At 59.1% G+C, this 15,632-nt stretch carries 11 protein-coding genes; 6 read left to right on the top strand and 5 right to left on the bottom strand.

All coding sequences use genetic code 11. From position 1 onward, the window contains the following. Positions 1-4 precede the first annotated feature (4 nt). Positions 5-1,981 carry an alkyl/aryl-sulfatase gene (locus tag ACOKCT_RS20245; RefSeq protein WP_180210942.1) on the top strand — a complete coding sequence of 659 codons (1,977 nt, stop codon included), beginning with the start codon at positions 5-7 and terminating at the stop codon, positions 1,979-1,981. A gap of 40 nt (positions 1,982-2,021) precedes the next feature. Continuing rightward, positions 2,022-3,071, top strand: coding sequence for a diguanylate cyclase (locus tag ACOKCT_RS20240; RefSeq protein ID WP_159339651.1), 1,050 nt, complete (start codon positions 2,022-2,024; stop codon positions 3,069-3,071). Positions 3,072-3,195: 124 nt separating this feature from the next. Here ACOKCT_RS20240 and ACOKCT_RS20235 read toward each other — a convergent pair whose 3' ends face one another. Then, the gene (locus ACOKCT_RS20235; protein WP_159339409.1) at positions 3,196-4,695 is read right to left on the bottom strand and encodes an aldehyde dehydrogenase family protein; all 1,500 of its coding nucleotides are present in this window, start codon (positions 4,693-4,695) and stop codon (positions 3,196-3,198) included. A gap of 236 nt (positions 4,696-4,931) precedes the next feature. On the opposite strand from ACOKCT_RS20235, the gene feaR reads away from it, so the two are divergent. Next, on the top strand, positions 4,932-5,840 hold the full coding sequence (gene feaR, locus ACOKCT_RS20230) for a transcriptional regulator FeaR (protein ID WP_159339410.1): 909 nt from the start codon (positions 4,932-4,934) through the stop codon (positions 5,838-5,840). Here feaR and ACOKCT_RS20225 read toward each other — a convergent pair whose 3' ends face one another. Genes ACOKCT_RS20225 through ACOKCT_RS20215 form a run of 3 tightly spaced genes read right to left on the bottom strand, consistent with a single transcriptional unit; the run spans position 5,841 to position 8,996 of the window. Next, a complete protein-coding gene (locus ACOKCT_RS20225; protein ID WP_103179820.1) occupies positions 5,841-6,161 on the bottom strand; it encodes a YdbL family protein in 321 nt (106 codons plus the stop codon). Positions 6,162-6,168: 7 nt separating this feature from the next. Beyond that, a complete protein-coding gene (locus ACOKCT_RS20220; RefSeq protein ID WP_039028506.1) occupies positions 6,169-6,360 on the bottom strand; it encodes a YnbE family lipoprotein in 192 nt (63 codons plus the stop codon). Continuing rightward, positions 6,357-8,996, bottom strand: coding sequence for a YdbH family protein (locus tag ACOKCT_RS20215; RefSeq protein ID WP_420193822.1), 2,640 nt, complete (start codon positions 8,994-8,996; stop codon positions 6,357-6,359). The genes ACOKCT_RS20220 and ACOKCT_RS20215 overlap by 4 nt, the downstream gene beginning before the upstream one ends. A gap of 209 nt (positions 8,997-9,205) precedes the next feature. Between ACOKCT_RS20215 and ACOKCT_RS20210 the strand changes: the two genes are divergently transcribed. Beyond that, on the top strand, positions 9,206-10,195 hold the full coding sequence (locus tag ACOKCT_RS20210; protein ID WP_103179822.1) for a 2-hydroxyacid dehydrogenase: 990 nt from the start codon (positions 9,206-9,208) through the stop codon (positions 10,193-10,195). Positions 10,196-10,780: 585 nt separating this feature from the next. Then, a complete protein-coding gene (hslJ, locus tag ACOKCT_RS20205; RefSeq protein ID WP_103179823.1) occupies positions 10,781-11,194 on the top strand; it encodes a heat shock protein HslJ in 414 nt (137 codons plus the stop codon). Here the strand turns inward: hslJ and ACOKCT_RS20200 are convergent, their stop codons facing one another. Then, complete coding sequence (locus tag ACOKCT_RS20200) at positions 11,195-11,461, bottom strand: DUF333 domain-containing protein (RefSeq protein WP_420193821.1); 267 nt, start codon at positions 11,459-11,461, stop codon at positions 11,195-11,197. Between the two features lie 267 nt (positions 11,462-11,728). On the opposite strand from ACOKCT_RS20200, the gene nifJ reads away from it, so the two are divergent. Further along, positions 11,729-15,253: a pyruvate:ferredoxin (flavodoxin) oxidoreductase gene (gene nifJ / locus ACOKCT_RS20195; RefSeq protein WP_420193820.1), complete on the top strand. Its 3,525-nt coding sequence runs from the start codon at positions 11,729-11,731 to the stop codon at positions 15,251-15,253. The last annotated feature ends 379 nt before the right edge of the window (positions 15,254-15,632 follow it).

Here is a 15,632-nt window from a genome sequence, read left to right as displayed (position 1 = left end):
TAGGATGAGATTCAACTTGATAGCAAGAAGCCTTGCGCTTGCAGGCGTTTTTATCTCTGCCGGCACTCCTGCATTTGCCGCAGAAGCGCCAAAAGAGGCTGCCGCCGCCACTCAGCAAGCCAATAATGCCCTCTTCAGCCAGCTGCCCTTCTCCGACAATGCCGATTTCACCGATGCCCATAAAGGCTTTATCGCTGCACTTCCGACCGAGGTGATCAAAGGCGAACAGGGCAATGTGGTCTGGGATCCCCAGCAGTACGCCTTTATTAAAGAGGGGGACAAAGCGCCGGATACCGTCAACCCAAGCTTATGGCGTCAGGCGCAGCTGATTAATATCAGCGGTCTGTTTGAGGTCACGGATGGGGTCTATCAGATCCGAAACCTTGACCTGTCAAACATGACCATTATCGAAGGGGCGACCGGTATCACCGTGGTCGACCCGCTGGTCTCTGCTGAAACGGCAAAAGTCGGGATGGATCTCTATTACAAAAACCGCGGGCAGAAACCGGTGGTAGCGGTGATCTACACCCACAGCCACGTTGACCACTACGGCGGCGTGCGCGGCGTGGTGGATGAGGCCGATGTCAAAGCCGGGAAAGTCAAAATCTACGCCCCGGCCGGCTTTATGGAAGCCGCCGTGGCAGAAAACATTATGGCCGGGAACGTCATGAGCCGCCGCGCCAGCTATATGTATGGCAACCTGCTGAAGCCGGATCCTAAAGGTCAGGTGGGCGCGGGGCTTGGCACCACGACCTCCGCCGGGACCGTAACCCTGCTTGCGCCGACCAATATCATCGAAAAAGATGGACAGAAAGAGACCATCGACGGCCTGACCTATGACTTTATGCTGGCGCCGGGCTCAGAAGCGCCGTCCGAAATGCTCTGGTACATCGAAGAGAAAAAACTGATCGAATCCGCCGAGGATGTCACCCACACCCTGCATAACACCTACTCCCTGCGCGGGGCGAAGATCCGCGAGCCGCTGCCGTGGTCAAAATATATCAACGAAGCCATTGTGCGCTGGGGTGATAAAGCCGAAGTGCTGATGGCTCAGCACCACTGGCCAACCTGGGGCAATGAAAACGTCAATAAATTGTTGAAAAGCCAGCGAGACCTGTATCGCTACATCAACGACCAGACCCTGCGCATGGCGAACCAGGGCATGACCCGGGATGAAATTGCGGCAAACTTCAGGCTGCCGGATTCGCTGGCGCACACCTGGGCTAACCGGGGCTACTACGGGTCGGTAAGTCACGACGTGAAAGCCACCTACGTGCTCTATCTCGGCTGGTTCGACGGCAACCCGGCGACCCTGGATGAGCTGCCGCCGGAAGAGGCTGCGAAGAAATATGTAGACTATATGGGCGGCGCCGACGCCATTCTGCAGAAGGCCAAAACCGACTTCGACCAGGGTAACTATCGCTGGGTGGCGCAGGTGGTGAGCAAGGTGGTCTTTGCCGATCCGAACAACCAGGCGGCCCGTAACCTGGAGGCGGACGCGCTTGAGCAGTTAGGCTATCAGGCGGAATCGGGCCCGTGGCGTAACTTCTACCTCACCGGCGCGCAGGAGCTGCGTAACGGCGTGGTGAAAGGGCCGACCCCGAACACCGCCAGCCCGGATACGGTGCGGGCGATGACCCCGGAGATGTTCTTCGACTATCTGGCGGTTCACATTAACGGTGAAAAAGCCGGAACCGCGAAATCGGTGTTTAACATCGACCTCGGCAGCGACGGCGGCAAGTACAAGCTCGAGCTGGAAAATGGGGTGCTGAACCACACCGCCAATGCCGAAGCGACCGACGCCGACGCCACCATCACCCTGAGCCGCGACACGCTGAATAAAATCATCCTCAAGGAAACCACCCTGAAACAGGCTGAGGAGAGCGGCGCGGTGAAGGTTACCGGTGACGGGGCAAAACTTGATACCATGCTGGGCTATATGGATAAATTTGAGTTCTGGTTCAACATTGTTACACCGTAAACCCACCAGCCTGCGGGCGGAGCCTTTCGCCCGCAGGGATATGGTCACCCGCGGACTGACTCTCAGCATGCCGTGGCTGGCGCTCGTCAACATCGGCTTTGCGCTGATGGTCTTATTGCGTAATGGGCTGTTCGACGGCATTGACGCGCTGTATCAGGTGAACGCCTTCAGCGCCAGGATGATCGATTGGCTGATGCTGGCGGTCATTGTTCTGTTTAGCCTCTCCCTGCTGCTGGTCTGGCAAAAAAAACGCGGGCTGAGCCTGCTGTTGCTGCTGGCAGGCCTGATCTGGGCCTGCTGCGCCGTCTGGTTTATCGCCCATCTGAAACTGCCCTTCGCCTGGCCGCTCTGCACCACCCTGCTCCTGACGGCGCTGGCAGGGCTCTATTTTTTTCCGGTTGGGCTGATGAGCTATGCGCTGCCGCTGTGGGCGGCGATGCCGGCTGCCAGCCTGGTGCTGAACGAGGGCATCAGCCTGCGTTTCGTCGTGGTGTGGCTTATCTTTACGGTAGTGCTGGTTTACGGGCGGTTTATTTTAGTGCGCTGGTTTGATGAAGCCTGGCTGCGTCAGCAGCAGAACCAGGCGCTGATTGCCCGGCTGGATGCCCTTGCGCACCAGGATCCGCTCACCGGTACCGCTAACCGCCGGGCGATGGAGAACGTGCTGGAAAACGCGGTCAAACAGGGGAACAATTTTGCGCTGATTATGCTCGATGTCGATGAGTTCAAACGCTACAACGATCGTTACGGGCATCAGGCCGGGGATGAGTGTCTGGCGGCGGTGGCGCAGGCGCTGAAACAGGTGGTGCGCAGCCCGGACGATGTGGTCTCACGCTACGGTGGCGAGGAGTTTCTGCTGATCCTGTTTGATGCGACGGAAAAAGTGGCGGAACAGGTGGCGGCGCGCATTCAGGAGAGCCTGCGCGCTGCGGCTATTCCGCATGCTGCCTCAACGGTCAGCGACAGCGTTACGGTCAGCATGGGGATCGCCTCGCTGACCGCTGGTCAGACGGCCAGCGAGGTGATCGCCCAGGCCGATGCCGCGCTCTACCGGGCAAAAAATGCAGGACGAAATCGCTGGTCCTGCTAAGGGTGCGGTTTTGTTGGCACGGTGCGGTCTGATGTCGGGTGGCGGCTCTGCTTAACCGGACCTACGGTGCGGTGCGGCAAACCGACCAGACCGTAGGCCCGTGCAAGCGCAGCGCCGCCGGGCGTCAGTAGCGCACGCACACCGATTTGGTTTCACACCAGCCATCCAGCCAGTCCGGGCCGAAATCACGGCCTGTGCCGGACTGCTTCATCCCGCCAAACGGCAGGTTGGCGTCGATCAGGGTATGGCTGTTCACCCACACGGTTCCCGCCTGCAGGCGGTCGGTGTACTCCAGCGCTTTGCTGATGTTTTGCGTCCAGACGCTGGCGGTCAGGCCATATTCGGTATCGTTCGCCAGGCGCAGCGCCTCTTCGCCGTCAGCGACGCGCACCAGGTTGACCACCGGACCAAACACCTCTTCGCGGGTCAGGCGCAGGCTGGCGTCCGGGTTCACCACCAGCGTCGGCGACACGTAGTAACCCTGATCGTTCGGACCACGGTTGCCGGTAATCAGCTCCGCCTGGCGCGACTGCGCTTCATCAAGGAAGGTCTGCACTTTGTCGCAGTGGGCGCGGGAAACCAGCGGGTTGATGTGCGCCTCCTGGGACATCCCCGGCCCGACGCTGAGGGATTTCACCGCCTGCTCAAAACCGCTCACCACGGTATCAAACAGCGGCGCTTCGACGTAAATACGCGAGCTGGCGGCGCACACCTGGCCCTGGTTCAGGAAGCTGCCGGTCATCAGGCCTTCGATCACCCATGCCGGATCGGCATCTTTCAGGACAATCGCCGGGTTTTTACCGCCCAGCTCCAGCGTCACCCCCATCAGGCGATCGGCGGCGGCGCGCGCAATCTGTTTCCCGGTGGCGGTAGAACCGGTAAAGCTCACCCTGGCGATATGCGGATGGTTGGTGAGCGCAGCGCCACACACCGCCCCGCTGCCGGTCACTACGTTAAAGACGCCGTCCGGGACCCCGGCCTCGGTTGCCAGCTCCGCCACGCGCAGCAGGGTCAGGGGCGTGGTTTCGGACGGTTTGATCACGATAGAGCAGCCGGCCGCCAGGGCGGGCATCACTTTCCACATGCCAATCAGCAGCGGGAAGTTCCACGGCACGATCCCGGCCACCACGCCAATCGGCTCTTTGCGCGTCCACGCCTGGTAGCGCGCTCCCTGCGGCATCGGAATAGAGAGATCCAGCGTCTTACCGGCGATTTTGGTGGTCAGCCCCGCGGTGTAGCGCATCCAGTTCAGAGTGCAGCCCACTTCAAAGGCGCGGGAGATGTTAATGGATTTACCCTGCTCCAGGGTTTCGAGCTGGGCCAGCTCCTCGGTGTGCTGCTCCACCAGATCGGCGAAGCGCAGCAGAATACGTTCGCGCTCCGCCGGCAGTTTGCCGGACCAGCTGCGGGCCACAAAGGCGCGCCAGCCGGACATCACCGCGCGATCCACATCTTTCGCGCTGGCATCGGCGGTAGAGGCAATCACCTGACCGGTTGCCGGGTTAAAGATATCCAGACGCTTTTCGCTGTCGGAGGCGGACGGTTGTCCCTCGATCCAGAGGCCATGTTGGCGATCCAGAAATTGCTGCACGCTGTGCAGTACTGCGACCTGTGTATCAGACATAGCGATTCCTTATTATTCGCAGGGTGTCATCGCAGTCTAAGATGGGTTTGCGCAGTGCGCTTTTATCTCTGTGACATTCGCTTTGCCCCCTGTGACAGGTGCCGCAAAACGCGACAATAGTGCCGTTTCGCTCTGTTACACCGTGGTGTTCTTGCCTATATTTCGCCCCATGTCACGGGTAATTAGAAACATAAATGCAACAATGTTTAAACATTCACGACGTAGCAGGTCAGACGATGGCGAGTGCAAAGGAAACGGACAATTATCAGCAGTGGCTGGCGCAGATTAATCAGGCTTGCGGAAGTTTTGCGGCCCGGCCCATGAGCGGCGAGTTTTACGGCGAGCTGGAATCCACCTGGACCGGCACCCTGAAGCTCAGCACCGTCACCGCTGGCGGCGTGAATCTGTTTCGTACCCGCCAGGAGATTAAGACCAGCAACGATGCCTGGTTCTACACTGTCTTTCAGCTGGAAGGTGAAGCGGGACTGGAGCAGGACGACCGGCAAATTATGCTCAACGCGGGAGATATCACCCTGATCGACGCCTCCCGCCCCTGCTCGATCTACTGGCCGGAAAAATCCCGGCAGATCTCATTGCTGCTCCCGCGCCAGATCCTTGAGCAGCACTTTCGTTTTCAGGAAGTGAGCTGCGCGCAAAAACTCTCCCACAGCCTGCCTACCGTCCAGCTCAGCTATCGTCTGCTGCAGGAGAGCATGAACAATCCGCGATTGAGTGAAACCGAGAGCGAAGCCGCGCTGGAGGCGATGGTCTGTCTGCTGCGCCCGGTATTGCAGCAGCGTGAAAGCGTGCAGCCGCGCAAGGCGCGCCAGTTCAGCCACGTTCTGACGCTCATCGACGATCATATTCAGGCGGAACATTTGCGACCGGAGTGGATTGCGGCGGAGTGCGGGATGTCGGTGCGTAGCCTGTACCGGATGTTTGCCGAGAAAGGGCTGGTGGTGGCGCAGTACATCAAGAACCGTCGGCTGGATCTCTGCGCGCAGATGCTACGTAGCGCTCGTGACGATGAGAAACTGGCGGGCATTGGCTACAGCTGGGGCTTTACCGACCATAGCCACTTCTCCACGGCATTTAAGCAGCGCTTTGGGATCTCCCCTGGCGAATACCGCAAACGCCACCGCTAATCACTTCTGTAACCATCTGCCGTTGACGCCCTGGACATACTCGCCGGGGCGGGCGCGGGCAACCAGTTTGCTTCCCGCCATTTTGGCCACCTCATCGACCGGAAGGTTATTGCTGTCAGCAAGCCGCTGATAACTCTCGGTACGAGCCTTGTTGATCTGCTCCACCAGCGCCAGGGTTTCGCGATCCTGGCTGCGCGGGGCGATATAGCCGCTCAGCGTTTCCCCCACGCGCCCCTCGGTGCGGGCTTCGTTGAGGGTCAGGGCGAACGCGGGCGCACAAAGCCCCAGCGTCAGCAGAATGAGCGTGAAGTATTTTCTCATGGCGGCCTCAGAAGAGATCGCTGCGCGATTTCAGCAGCGATTCCACATCTTTATCCACTTTGATGTGGATTTCATGTTCAATTTTGACGTTCATGTTGATGGTGATGGGCTCCTTCGACGCCGCCACTTCTATCCTCGGCGTGCAGCCTGTCAGCGTCAGTATCACAATCGCGGTGAAGCCACCGGCCAGCTTTTTCATGGTTGTTCCTTACATTCCTTGCCTGTCGGACAGCGGTTATCCGGTAGTGCCGCGTGCTCCTCCAGCCACGTCTGCAGCTTGTCGCCAAAACGCAGGCTGCGCCAGAGGGTAAACACGTTCTCCTGATGGGTATAGTTGAGGTTGACGGCCTGTGTCTGGCCCTCCACGCGGCTGGCGCCACGCAAGGTCGACGCCAGGGTTAATTCACCCAGATTATCTAAATTGAGTTTCGTCCACGACTGCGAAATTTCCATATAGCGAAGCCAGTTAATCGCGCCGCCCGCCGCCCCGTTCTCTTTCACCAGCGCATCGGCAGTCTCTTTATCGAGACGCAACGTCATCGGACCCGCGTTGGTCAGCCAGCCATCTTTGATGATCCACTTGTCGTTGTCCAGCCACAAGGGCAGCGCCCCGCTGAACGGCCCGGACAGGGCAAACTGTTTGGGATTTATCGCACTGATAAGCTCGCTGGCGGAGAGATTCTGCACCCGCAGCAGGGCCGCATCGTGCTGGGGCATGCGCAGCTGCTGCAGGGTCACTTTACCGCCCAACAGATCGACGCTGACGTCGCTCAGCAGCAGCGGACTGGCATCGCTCCAGGGGTAATCGCCCTGCAGATCGGCGGTGATGTTGCGGGCCGTGACCTGGTTTTTCACCTCGCCAATGCGCAGCGTCACCGGACCGCGGGTTCCCAGCGACCAGGTGCCCTGGCTGAAGCGGAACGGCAGGACAAAGTCGACCCCGTTGATTTTGTTGTCCGGCATCCAGACGCTACCGCTCTTCAGCACGCCGTGGCCTCCGGCCTCAAAGCCCTGATCCGCCGCTGCGGAATAAGCCACCTGGGCATAAAGCTCCCCCTCCCTGAGGGTCATCTTCCAGTCCGGTGGGATCAGCGGCTGAAAAACGGTCAGGGATTGCTTCGGCCACCAGGCCTGGCCGCGCAGACGCTCCCCGTCCCAGCGCCCGTTCAGCTGCACCGGGCCGATGGCTCTGGCGTTAAGGGTGCCTTTGTACTGGAAAAATGTTGGATCGCTACCCTCCACGCTGAATTTGATCGTTGAGGGGGGTAATACACTGCCGCCGGTAAAGGTGGTCTCTCCGGCATCGAAGGAGAGCGCGCCGCTGAAGTGCGGATCGGCAGGGTCGCGCTGCCAGCGGATTGGGCGCTCAAGCACCATGCGCGGTGCGCTGGCATGCAGGGTGCCATATTTCAGCTGATCGAAGCCGGTGGAAAGCGCGCTCAGCTCAATCACGCTGTCGCGCCACTCCCCCCTGCCCGCCACGTCCCAGCGGGCCTGCATCGGGGTAAAGTTGCCCTCCCCCCAGTAGCGCCATTGCCACAATCCGTAATCCGGCAGAAAATTGCTGGCCCGGCCATCCAGGTGCAGGGTGAAATCCCCCATCTCCTGTTCATGGGCGCGTAAGATGGCCTGCAGGCGGCCATCGATGCCGTTAAGGGTGAGCGCCACGCCAGCCAGCGGCCAGCGCACCTCGTCGATATTCAGGGAGTCGATAACCCGCCCCCGGGAGCGCAGCAGCGCCCCCGGGGCAAATGCCAGCCGGGGCTCGGCAAGGCTGCCGGTCAGCGTGGCGGGTAGCTTCGCGTAGAGCGTCAGGTCGTTCTGTTTGGCAATGCCGGTGAGCTGCATCGGCATGGCGGTGTTGTCCATGCTTAGCTTGCCGGGGCCGAAGGTGAGCACCGCGTTGCCCTTCCCGGCATCGCCCTGAGTCAGCACGTTCATTCGCCCGCTGACGATAGCCTTCTCCGTGCCCTGTTGCCAGTTATCGATCTTAAGCCCCAGCCGTCCGCTCAGGGGAACACCGGCCTGAACCCAACGCCAGCGCCCGTCGCTGATGGTGAACTGTTCCGGGGTGATCTGCCAGGGGAGATCCAGCAGCGGCTCGCCGCTCTCCCGGGCAATCATCACCAGCTGGCCCTGGTTGTCCTGCCACTCAAGCTCGGCATCCACAAGGGTTGAGATCTGCGGCACGGTAAAGGTCGCCACCGTGTGCCCCTGCACCGGCAGGCCATCCGGCACCAGCGGCAGAGTAAATTCCCCCACCAGTTTTACCGGCTGGGGATTATCGGGGAGGTTAAGCGTGACATCGCTTACCGTCAGCGAGCGGCCGCGTAGTTTTCCCCGCAGGCTAAACTTATCTCCGTGGTAGACAATTTCTTGCAGGGACGGTGTCAACGAAGCGGTTAATTTCCCCTCCCACACCTGCCAGGGGGAGAGTGTCAGGCGGTCGATGTTAAGCCAGGTGTTGGGTAGCAGGGCTTGCCATTCGGCCAGGGAGCGCGGCGCGGTGGGCGTGGGCTCGCTGGCGGGGATTTTGCTCAGGCAGGCGCTGTTGAGATCCAGCGCGCCGATGTCAAGCTTCCAGCGGCTTGGGTGGCTGAGGGTAGCGTCTTTGACGCGGGCGATTTCGCACTCCTCCACCAGATAGCGCAGATCGGGGATGACCAGCGCGCTGCGGGTCAGGCGCGGGCTCTCTTCAAAGGCGATGCGGGTCCCGGCGGGGAGCCAGATCCCGGCAAGCGTAGGCACCCACTGCGCAAGCGTCAGTAGTAGCGTCAGCGGCAAAAGGACGATCAGAAGCAGTAGCGCGATCGCGGCTTTGTATGTACCCCTCATGGGCAGTTAATATCCTGATTTAGCGAAAAAAATAGCCGACAGTATCGAATATTGTGGCATGTTTAGCCGATCAGTTGAAGCGAACGCCACTTTTAAGGATAGTTGCTACATAATTATCCATAGAACTTATTGAATTCAATAAAATTTTATAAATTGTAAGATTATTTTAATCATGCTACCGTAATTGAAAACACACTGGAGAAAGTCTTATGAAACTCGCGGTATACAGTACAAAGCAATACGACAAAAAGTATCTGCAGCACGTTAACGAGGAGTATGGCTTCGAACTTGAATTTTTCGACTTTCTGCTTAATGAAAAAACAGCCAAAACCGCCCACGGGTGTGACGCGGTCTGTATTTTCGTTAACGACGACGGCAGTCGTCCGGTGCTGGAAGAGCTGAAAAAACAGGGTGTGAAGTACATCGCCCTGCGCTGCGCGGGCTTTAATAATGTGGATCTGGATGCGGCAAAAGAGCTGGGTCTGCAGGTGGTGCGCGTGCCCGCCTACTCCCCGGAAGCGGTGGCTGAACACGCCATCGGCATGATGATGTCCTTAAACCGCCGTATTCACCGTGCTTATCAGCGCACCCGTGATGCCAACTTCTCCCTGGAAGGGCTGACCGGTTTTACCATGTACGGCAAAACCGCCGGGGTGATCGGCACCGGTAAAATTGGCGTAGCGGCCCTGCGGATCCTGAAAGGGTTTGGTATGCGCCTGCTGGCGTTTGACCCGTACCCAAGCGCCGCCGCGCTGGATCTGGGGGTAGAGTATGTTGACCTGGCAACCTTGTACGCAGAGTCAGACGTGATCTCCCTGCACTGCCCGTTAACCGCTGACAACTACCATCTGCTGAACCAGAGCGCCTTCGACCAGATGAAAGATGGCGTGATGATTATCAACACCAGTCGCGGTGGGCTGATTGACTCTCAGGCCGCCATCGAAGCCCTGAAAACGCAAAAAATCGGCGCGCTGGGGATGGACGTCTACGAGAACGAACGCGATCTCTTCTTTGAAGACAAATCCAACGATGTGATTCAGGATGACGTCTTCCGCCGCCTCTCCGCCTGCCACAACGTGCTATTCACCGGGCATCAGGCGTTCCTGACCGCCGAGGCGCTGATCAGCATTTCGGAGACGACGCTGGGTAACCTGAGTCAGCTGGAGAAAGGCGAAGCCTGCCCGAACGCGTTGTTCTGAGGAAAGAGCCTTTAACTTAAAGCAGCTCATATCCTTAAGGGAATAATTAGCCTACAGCGGCTCCCTGGTCCGGCTGAAAATCGCCGAAGCGTTTCCGGAAGGCCGGGGCGAGGCGCATGGACGCGCCGAGAGGGCATAGCCTGCATGGATGCAGGCTGGTGCCCGACCCGAAAGCCTGGAGGAATAAGCTGAGGACAAAATTGCCGGGAGCAATTTTGGACAGCGCTTGCGCTGGCCCCGGAGGGATGAGCCCCAGGGATGGGGCGAACAATCCGCGAAGCGGCGATTTTCTTGCCGGGAGCCGGGATTGTTAAGGGGGCGGCGATAGCCCCCTTAACACGTTCACCGGTGACGTGGTTTACAGAGAAGCAGCGAACGCAAGGTGAACGGAAACACCTCCACCGCCTCATGTTACCTGCCACAGGTGGCACCGAGCCACGCCCGGCGGCGCTTCGCTTGCACGGGCCTACAAAACCCAAACCCCAAACCCAGCCCCCACATTTCAGATTAACCCGCAAGACAATCTCATCCCCCGCAATACACTATCCAATAGCTATTTACGAAGTGAATATATTGAGAAGAAACATGAAAACGTTCGTCGCAGTAACGCTCCTCAGCATGGCGCTGACAGGCTGTGTTAACCCAGGGAAAGCCTCTGTCCAGGAAGAACAGCTCCAGCAGCACCGCTTTGTGCTGCAAAGCATCAACGGCGCCGCCGTCGCCCCGGTCACCACGCCGCCGGAAATCACCTTCGGCGAAAAAATGGCGGTCTCAGGGGTGATGTGCAACCGCTTCAGCGGCCAGGGCAAGCTCTCCGATGGCGAGCTGAAGGTCAACGATCTCGCCATGACGCGTAAGCTCTGCACCGAACCCCAGCTCAATGAACTGGATCACGCCATCGGAACGATGCTGCGCAGCGGCACAGAGGTAGATCTGACGGAAGATGTATTAACCCTGGCGACGGCTGAGACGACGCTGGTCTTCAAACGCGCAGAATAATCAGTAACTGCCGCACGATCCCACGGCAAGCGACTGTTCACTGCAGCGTTTGCCGTTGGGCAGCGCGCACATGCCGATGGCGGAGCCATCCAGCTGACGCGCAACGGACAGCGAACCGCCAATCATGGCGCAATTCGCCTGGCCGGAACTGGACATCGCCGTCTTCATCCCCGGCGCGACGTGCGCGGCGGTTGCCTGCTGAACAGGTTCATTGCTGCAGGCCGACAGTAACAAAGCGGCACACCCAACCCAAAATGCTGCGCGCATAATCTCTCCCCTCGTTGAATTGCAAAACCTATGCATAATAGGCACCCCGTCCGCGTCCGTCGAGAGCGAAACCACGATTTTCCACGTTGTAAAACGTTTTGTTCGCTATTTTTACGCAAAAGTTTGATCGAGCCATTGGTAGCGTCAATAAGCAGGACACAAAAGCGAAAATCGTTTCAGCGCCCCTTTGCTAAACTCACAAGATAATTACAGGACCCGCCGATGCGTTACGGGTCCCTCTTTCTTTGCGCAATGTAAGGGTGTCATATGCAAACTATTGACGGCAATGGCGCAGTCGCGTCCGTCGCGTTTCGCACCAGTGAAGTGATCGCCATCTACCCCATTACACCCAGCTCGACCATGGCGGAACAGGCCGATGCCTGGGCCGGTAACGGGCTGAAAAACGTCTGGGGTGATACCCCTCGCGTGGTTGAGATGCAGTCGGAGGCCGGGGCGATTGCCACCGTCCACGGCGCGCTGCAGACCGGCGCGCTCTCCACCTCGTTTACGTCGTCGCAGGGTCTGCTGCTGATGATCCCGACGCTCTACAAGCTGGCGGGACAACTCACGCCATTCGTGCTGCACGTCGCGGCGCGCACTATCGCCACCCATGCCCTGTCGATTTTTGGCGATCACTCTGACGTGATGGCCGTCCGCCAGACCGGTTGCGCCCTGCTCTGCTCTGGCAGCGTGCAGGAGGCGCAGGATCTGGCGCTAATTTCACATATGGCGACGCTGAAAAGCCGCGTGCCGTTTATCCACTTCTTCGACGGCTTCCGCACCTCCCACGAGATTAATAAAATTGTCTCGCTCTCAGATGAGACGATCCGCAACCTTCTTCCCCAGGCGGAGATCGATGCCCACCGCGCCCGGGCGCTGAACCCGGAGCATCCGGTGATCCGCGGCACCTCCGCTAACCCGGATACTTACTTCCAGTCCCGCGAGGCGACCAACCCGTGGTATGACGCGGTGTATGACCATGTGGACCAGGCGATGGCCGACTTTGCCGCCGCCACCGGGCGTGAGTACAAGCCGTTTGAGTATTACGGCCACCCGCAGGCAGAACGCGTCATCGTCATCATGGGGTCCGCCATCGGCACCTGTGAAGAGGTGGTGGATGAACTGCTGCGCCGGGGCGAGAAGGTGGGCGTGCTGAAGGTGCGTCTCTACCGTCCGTTCTCGGCCAAACATCTGCTGGCGGTGCTGCCGGAAAGCGCACGTTCTGTGGCGGTGCTGGACCGTACCAAAGAGCCCGGCGCGCAGGCCGAACCGCTCTATCTGGACGTGATGACCGCCCTGGCGGAAGCCTTTAACGGCGGCGAGCGCGAGACGTTGCCACGGGTGATTGGCGGGCGCTACGGGCTGTCGTCGAAAGAGTTTGGCCCGGATTGCGTGCTGGCCATCTTTAACGAGCTGAGCGCCGCGAAGCCGAAGCCGCGCTTTACCGTTGGTATCTATGACGATGTGACCAATCTGTCGCTGTCGTTACCGGAAAATACCCTGCCGTCAACCGCGAAGCTGGAAGCCCTCTTTTACGGGCTGGGTAGCGACGGCAGCGTGTCGGCGACCAAGAACAACATCAAGATCATCGGTAACTCCACACCGTGGTATGCCCAGGGCTATTTCGTCTATGACTCGAAAAAAGCCGGGGGGCTGACGGTATCCCATCTGCGCGTCAGCGAACAGCCGATCCGTTCGGCATATCTGGTGTCGCAGGCAGATTTCGTCGGCTGCCACCAGCTGCAGTTTATCGACAAATACCAGATGGCCGAGCGCCTCAAACCGGGCGGGATTTTCCTGCTCAATACCCCCTACAGCGCCGATGAGGTCTGGGCGCGCCTGCCGCAGGAAGTGCAGGCGGTGCTGAACCAGAAAAAAGCGAAATTCTGGATCGTTAATGCGGCGAAAATCGCCCGTGAATGCGGCCTGGCGGCGCGGATTAACACCGTTATGCAGATGGCCTTTTTCCATCTGACCCACATCCTGCCCGGCGACAGCGCCCTGATGGAGCTGCAGGGGGCCATCGCCAAAAGCTACAGAAGCAAGGGCCAGGAGCTGGTGGAGCGTAACTGGCAGGCGCTGGCGCTGGCGCGGGAGTCGCTGGCGGAAGTGCCACTGCAGCCGGTCAACGCCCACAGCCCGAACCGCCCGCCGGTGGTGTCGGACGCCGCACCAGACTTTGTGAAAACCGTCACCGCCGCGATGCTGGCCGGGCTGGGCGATGCTCTGCCCGTCTCCGCCCTGCCGCCGGACGGCACCTGGCCGATGGGAACCACCCGCTGGGAAAAACGCAATATCGCTGAAGCGATCCCAATCTGGAAAGAGGAGCTGTGCACCCAGTGTAACCACTGCGTGGCGGCCTGCCCGCACTCCGCTATCCGCGCCAAAGTGGTCTCCCCTGAGGCCATGGAAGCTGCCCCCGCCAGCCTGCACTCGCTGGATGTGAAATCCCGCGACATGCGCGGCCAGAAATATGTTCTGCAGGTCGCCCCGGAAGACTGCACCGGCTGTAACCTCTGCGTGGAGGTCTGCCCGGCGAAAGACAGACAGAATCCGGAAATCAAGGCCATTAACATGATGTCGCGCCTTGAGCATGTGGAAGAGGAGAAAGTGAATTACGACTACTTCCTCGACCTGCCGGAGATCGATCGCAACAGCCTCGAGCGCATCGACATTCGCACCTCGCAGCTGATTACTCCGCTCTTCGAGTACTCCGGCGCCTGTTCCGGCTGCGGGGAGACGCCGTACATCAAGCTGCTGACCCAGCTCTATGGCGACCGGATGCTGATCGCCAATGCGACCGGCTGTTCGTCGATCTATGGCGGCAACCTGCCGTCAACGCCGTACACCACTGATGCCAACGGGCGCGGCCCGGCGTGGGCGAACTCGCTGTTCGAAGATAACGCCGAATTTGGCCTCGGCTTCCGCCTGACGGTGGATCAACACCGCGTACGGGTGATGCGTCTGCTGGAACAGTTTGCCGATACGATCCCGGCGGAGCTGAACAGCGCCCTGCACAGCGAGGCAACGCCTGATGTACGTCGTCAGCAGGTGGCCGAGCTGCGTCAGGCGCTGGCGGGCGTGGAAGGTGCAGAAGAGCTGTTAACCGATGCCGATGCGCTGGTCGAGAAATCGATCTGGCTGATTGGCGGCGACGGCTGGGCCTATGACATTGGCTTTGGCGGTCTGGACCATGTTCTCAGCCTGACCGAGAACGTGAACATTCTGGTGCTGGATACCCAGTGTTACTCCAATACCGGGGGCCAGGCCTCGAAGGCGACACCTCTGGGGGCGGTGACCAAGTTTGGCGAGCATGGCAAACGCAAGGCGCGTAAAGACCTGGGCGTCAGCATGATGATGTACGGTCATGTTTATGTGGCGCAGATCTCGCTGGGGGCACAGCTGAACCAGACGGTGAAAGCGATTCAGGAGGCGGAGGCCTATCCTGGCCCGTCGCTGATTATCGCCTACAGCCCTTGCGAAGAGCACGGATACGATCTGGCGCTGAGCCACGATCAGATGCGCCAGTTGACCGCGACGGGCTTCTGGCCGCTCTACCGCTTTGATCCGCGTCGTGCCGACGAGGGCAAACTGCCGCTGGCGCTGGATTCCCGCCCGCCGTCTGACGCGCTGGCAGAGACGCTGATGCAGGAGCAGCGGTTCCGCCGTCTCAATGCTCAGCAGCCCGAGGTGGCTGAGCAGCTGTGGAAAGACGCCGCCGCCGATCTGCAAAAACGCTATGACTTCCTGGCCCAGCTTGCCGGGAAAGCCGAAAAGTCGGCCAGCGAATAACCCGAAGCCCGGCCTGTCCGGGCTTTTCTTTACCGATAAAAAAAGCCCGCCAGAAAGTGTCTGGCGGGCGGCTCCTGTTTAGCGATAAATAACAGTACCTATATTAAAAAGTTATTTATGCGATAAACGGAAAAATAACTACAGGCATATAACACCGCTGATTTTACTGGTTTCAGGGGAGAATGGATAATTTTAGTTTTATATGGATTAATTAAACACATTCACCAAAATTATGACCATTTCTACAGCAGTAATTTCTTTAGATTTTACTTACCTGGTAACAATTATGTTTTATCGCTAAAAGAGAGAGTGATTTAGCATGGGACATCTTTCCAGCGCAGGAAGTTCCGTGGAAAGTTTAAAAATATTTAAATAAAAA

The sequence above is a fragment of the Leclercia sp. M-A074-M genome, from assembly GCF_965195605.1.
Lineage (GTDB): Bacteria > Pseudomonadota > Gammaproteobacteria > Enterobacterales > Enterobacteriaceae > Enterobacter.
This window is presented reverse-complemented; position numbering and strand designations above follow the sequence as displayed.

Coding starts and splice junctions, on each gene's coding strand:
- ACOKCT_RS20245 (WP_180210942.1), top strand. CDS start 5: ATGAGATTCAACTTGATAGCAAGAAGCCTTGCGCTTGCAGGCGTTTTT.
- ACOKCT_RS20240 (WP_159339651.1), top strand. CDS start 2,022: ATGGTCACCCGCGGACTGACTCTCAGCATGCCGTGGCTGGCGCTCGTC.
- ACOKCT_RS20235 (WP_159339409.1), bottom strand. CDS start 4,695: ATGTCTGATACACAGGTCGCAGTACTGCACAGCGTGCAGCAATTTCTG.
- feaR (WP_159339410.1), top strand. CDS start 4,932: ATGGCGAGTGCAAAGGAAACGGACAATTATCAGCAGTGGCTGGCGCAG.
- ACOKCT_RS20225 (WP_103179820.1), bottom strand. CDS start 6,161: ATGAGAAAATACTTCACGCTCATTCTGCTGACGCTGGGGCTTTGTGCG.
- ACOKCT_RS20220 (WP_039028506.1), bottom strand. CDS start 6,360: ATGAAAAAGCTGGCCGGTGGCTTCACCGCGATTGTGATACTGACGCTG.
- ACOKCT_RS20215 (WP_420193822.1), bottom strand. CDS start 8,996: ATGAGGGGTACATACAAAGCCGCGATCGCGCTACTGCTTCTGATCGTC.
- ACOKCT_RS20210 (WP_103179822.1), top strand. CDS start 9,206: ATGAAACTCGCGGTATACAGTACAAAGCAATACGACAAAAAGTATCTG.
- hslJ (WP_103179823.1), top strand. CDS start 10,781: ATGAAAACGTTCGTCGCAGTAACGCTCCTCAGCATGGCGCTGACAGGC.
- ACOKCT_RS20200 (WP_420193821.1), bottom strand. CDS start 11,461: ATGCGCGCAGCATTTTGGGTTGGGTGTGCCGCTTTGTTACTGTCGGCC.
- nifJ (WP_420193820.1), top strand. CDS start 11,729: ATGCAAACTATTGACGGCAATGGCGCAGTCGCGTCCGTCGCGTTTCGC.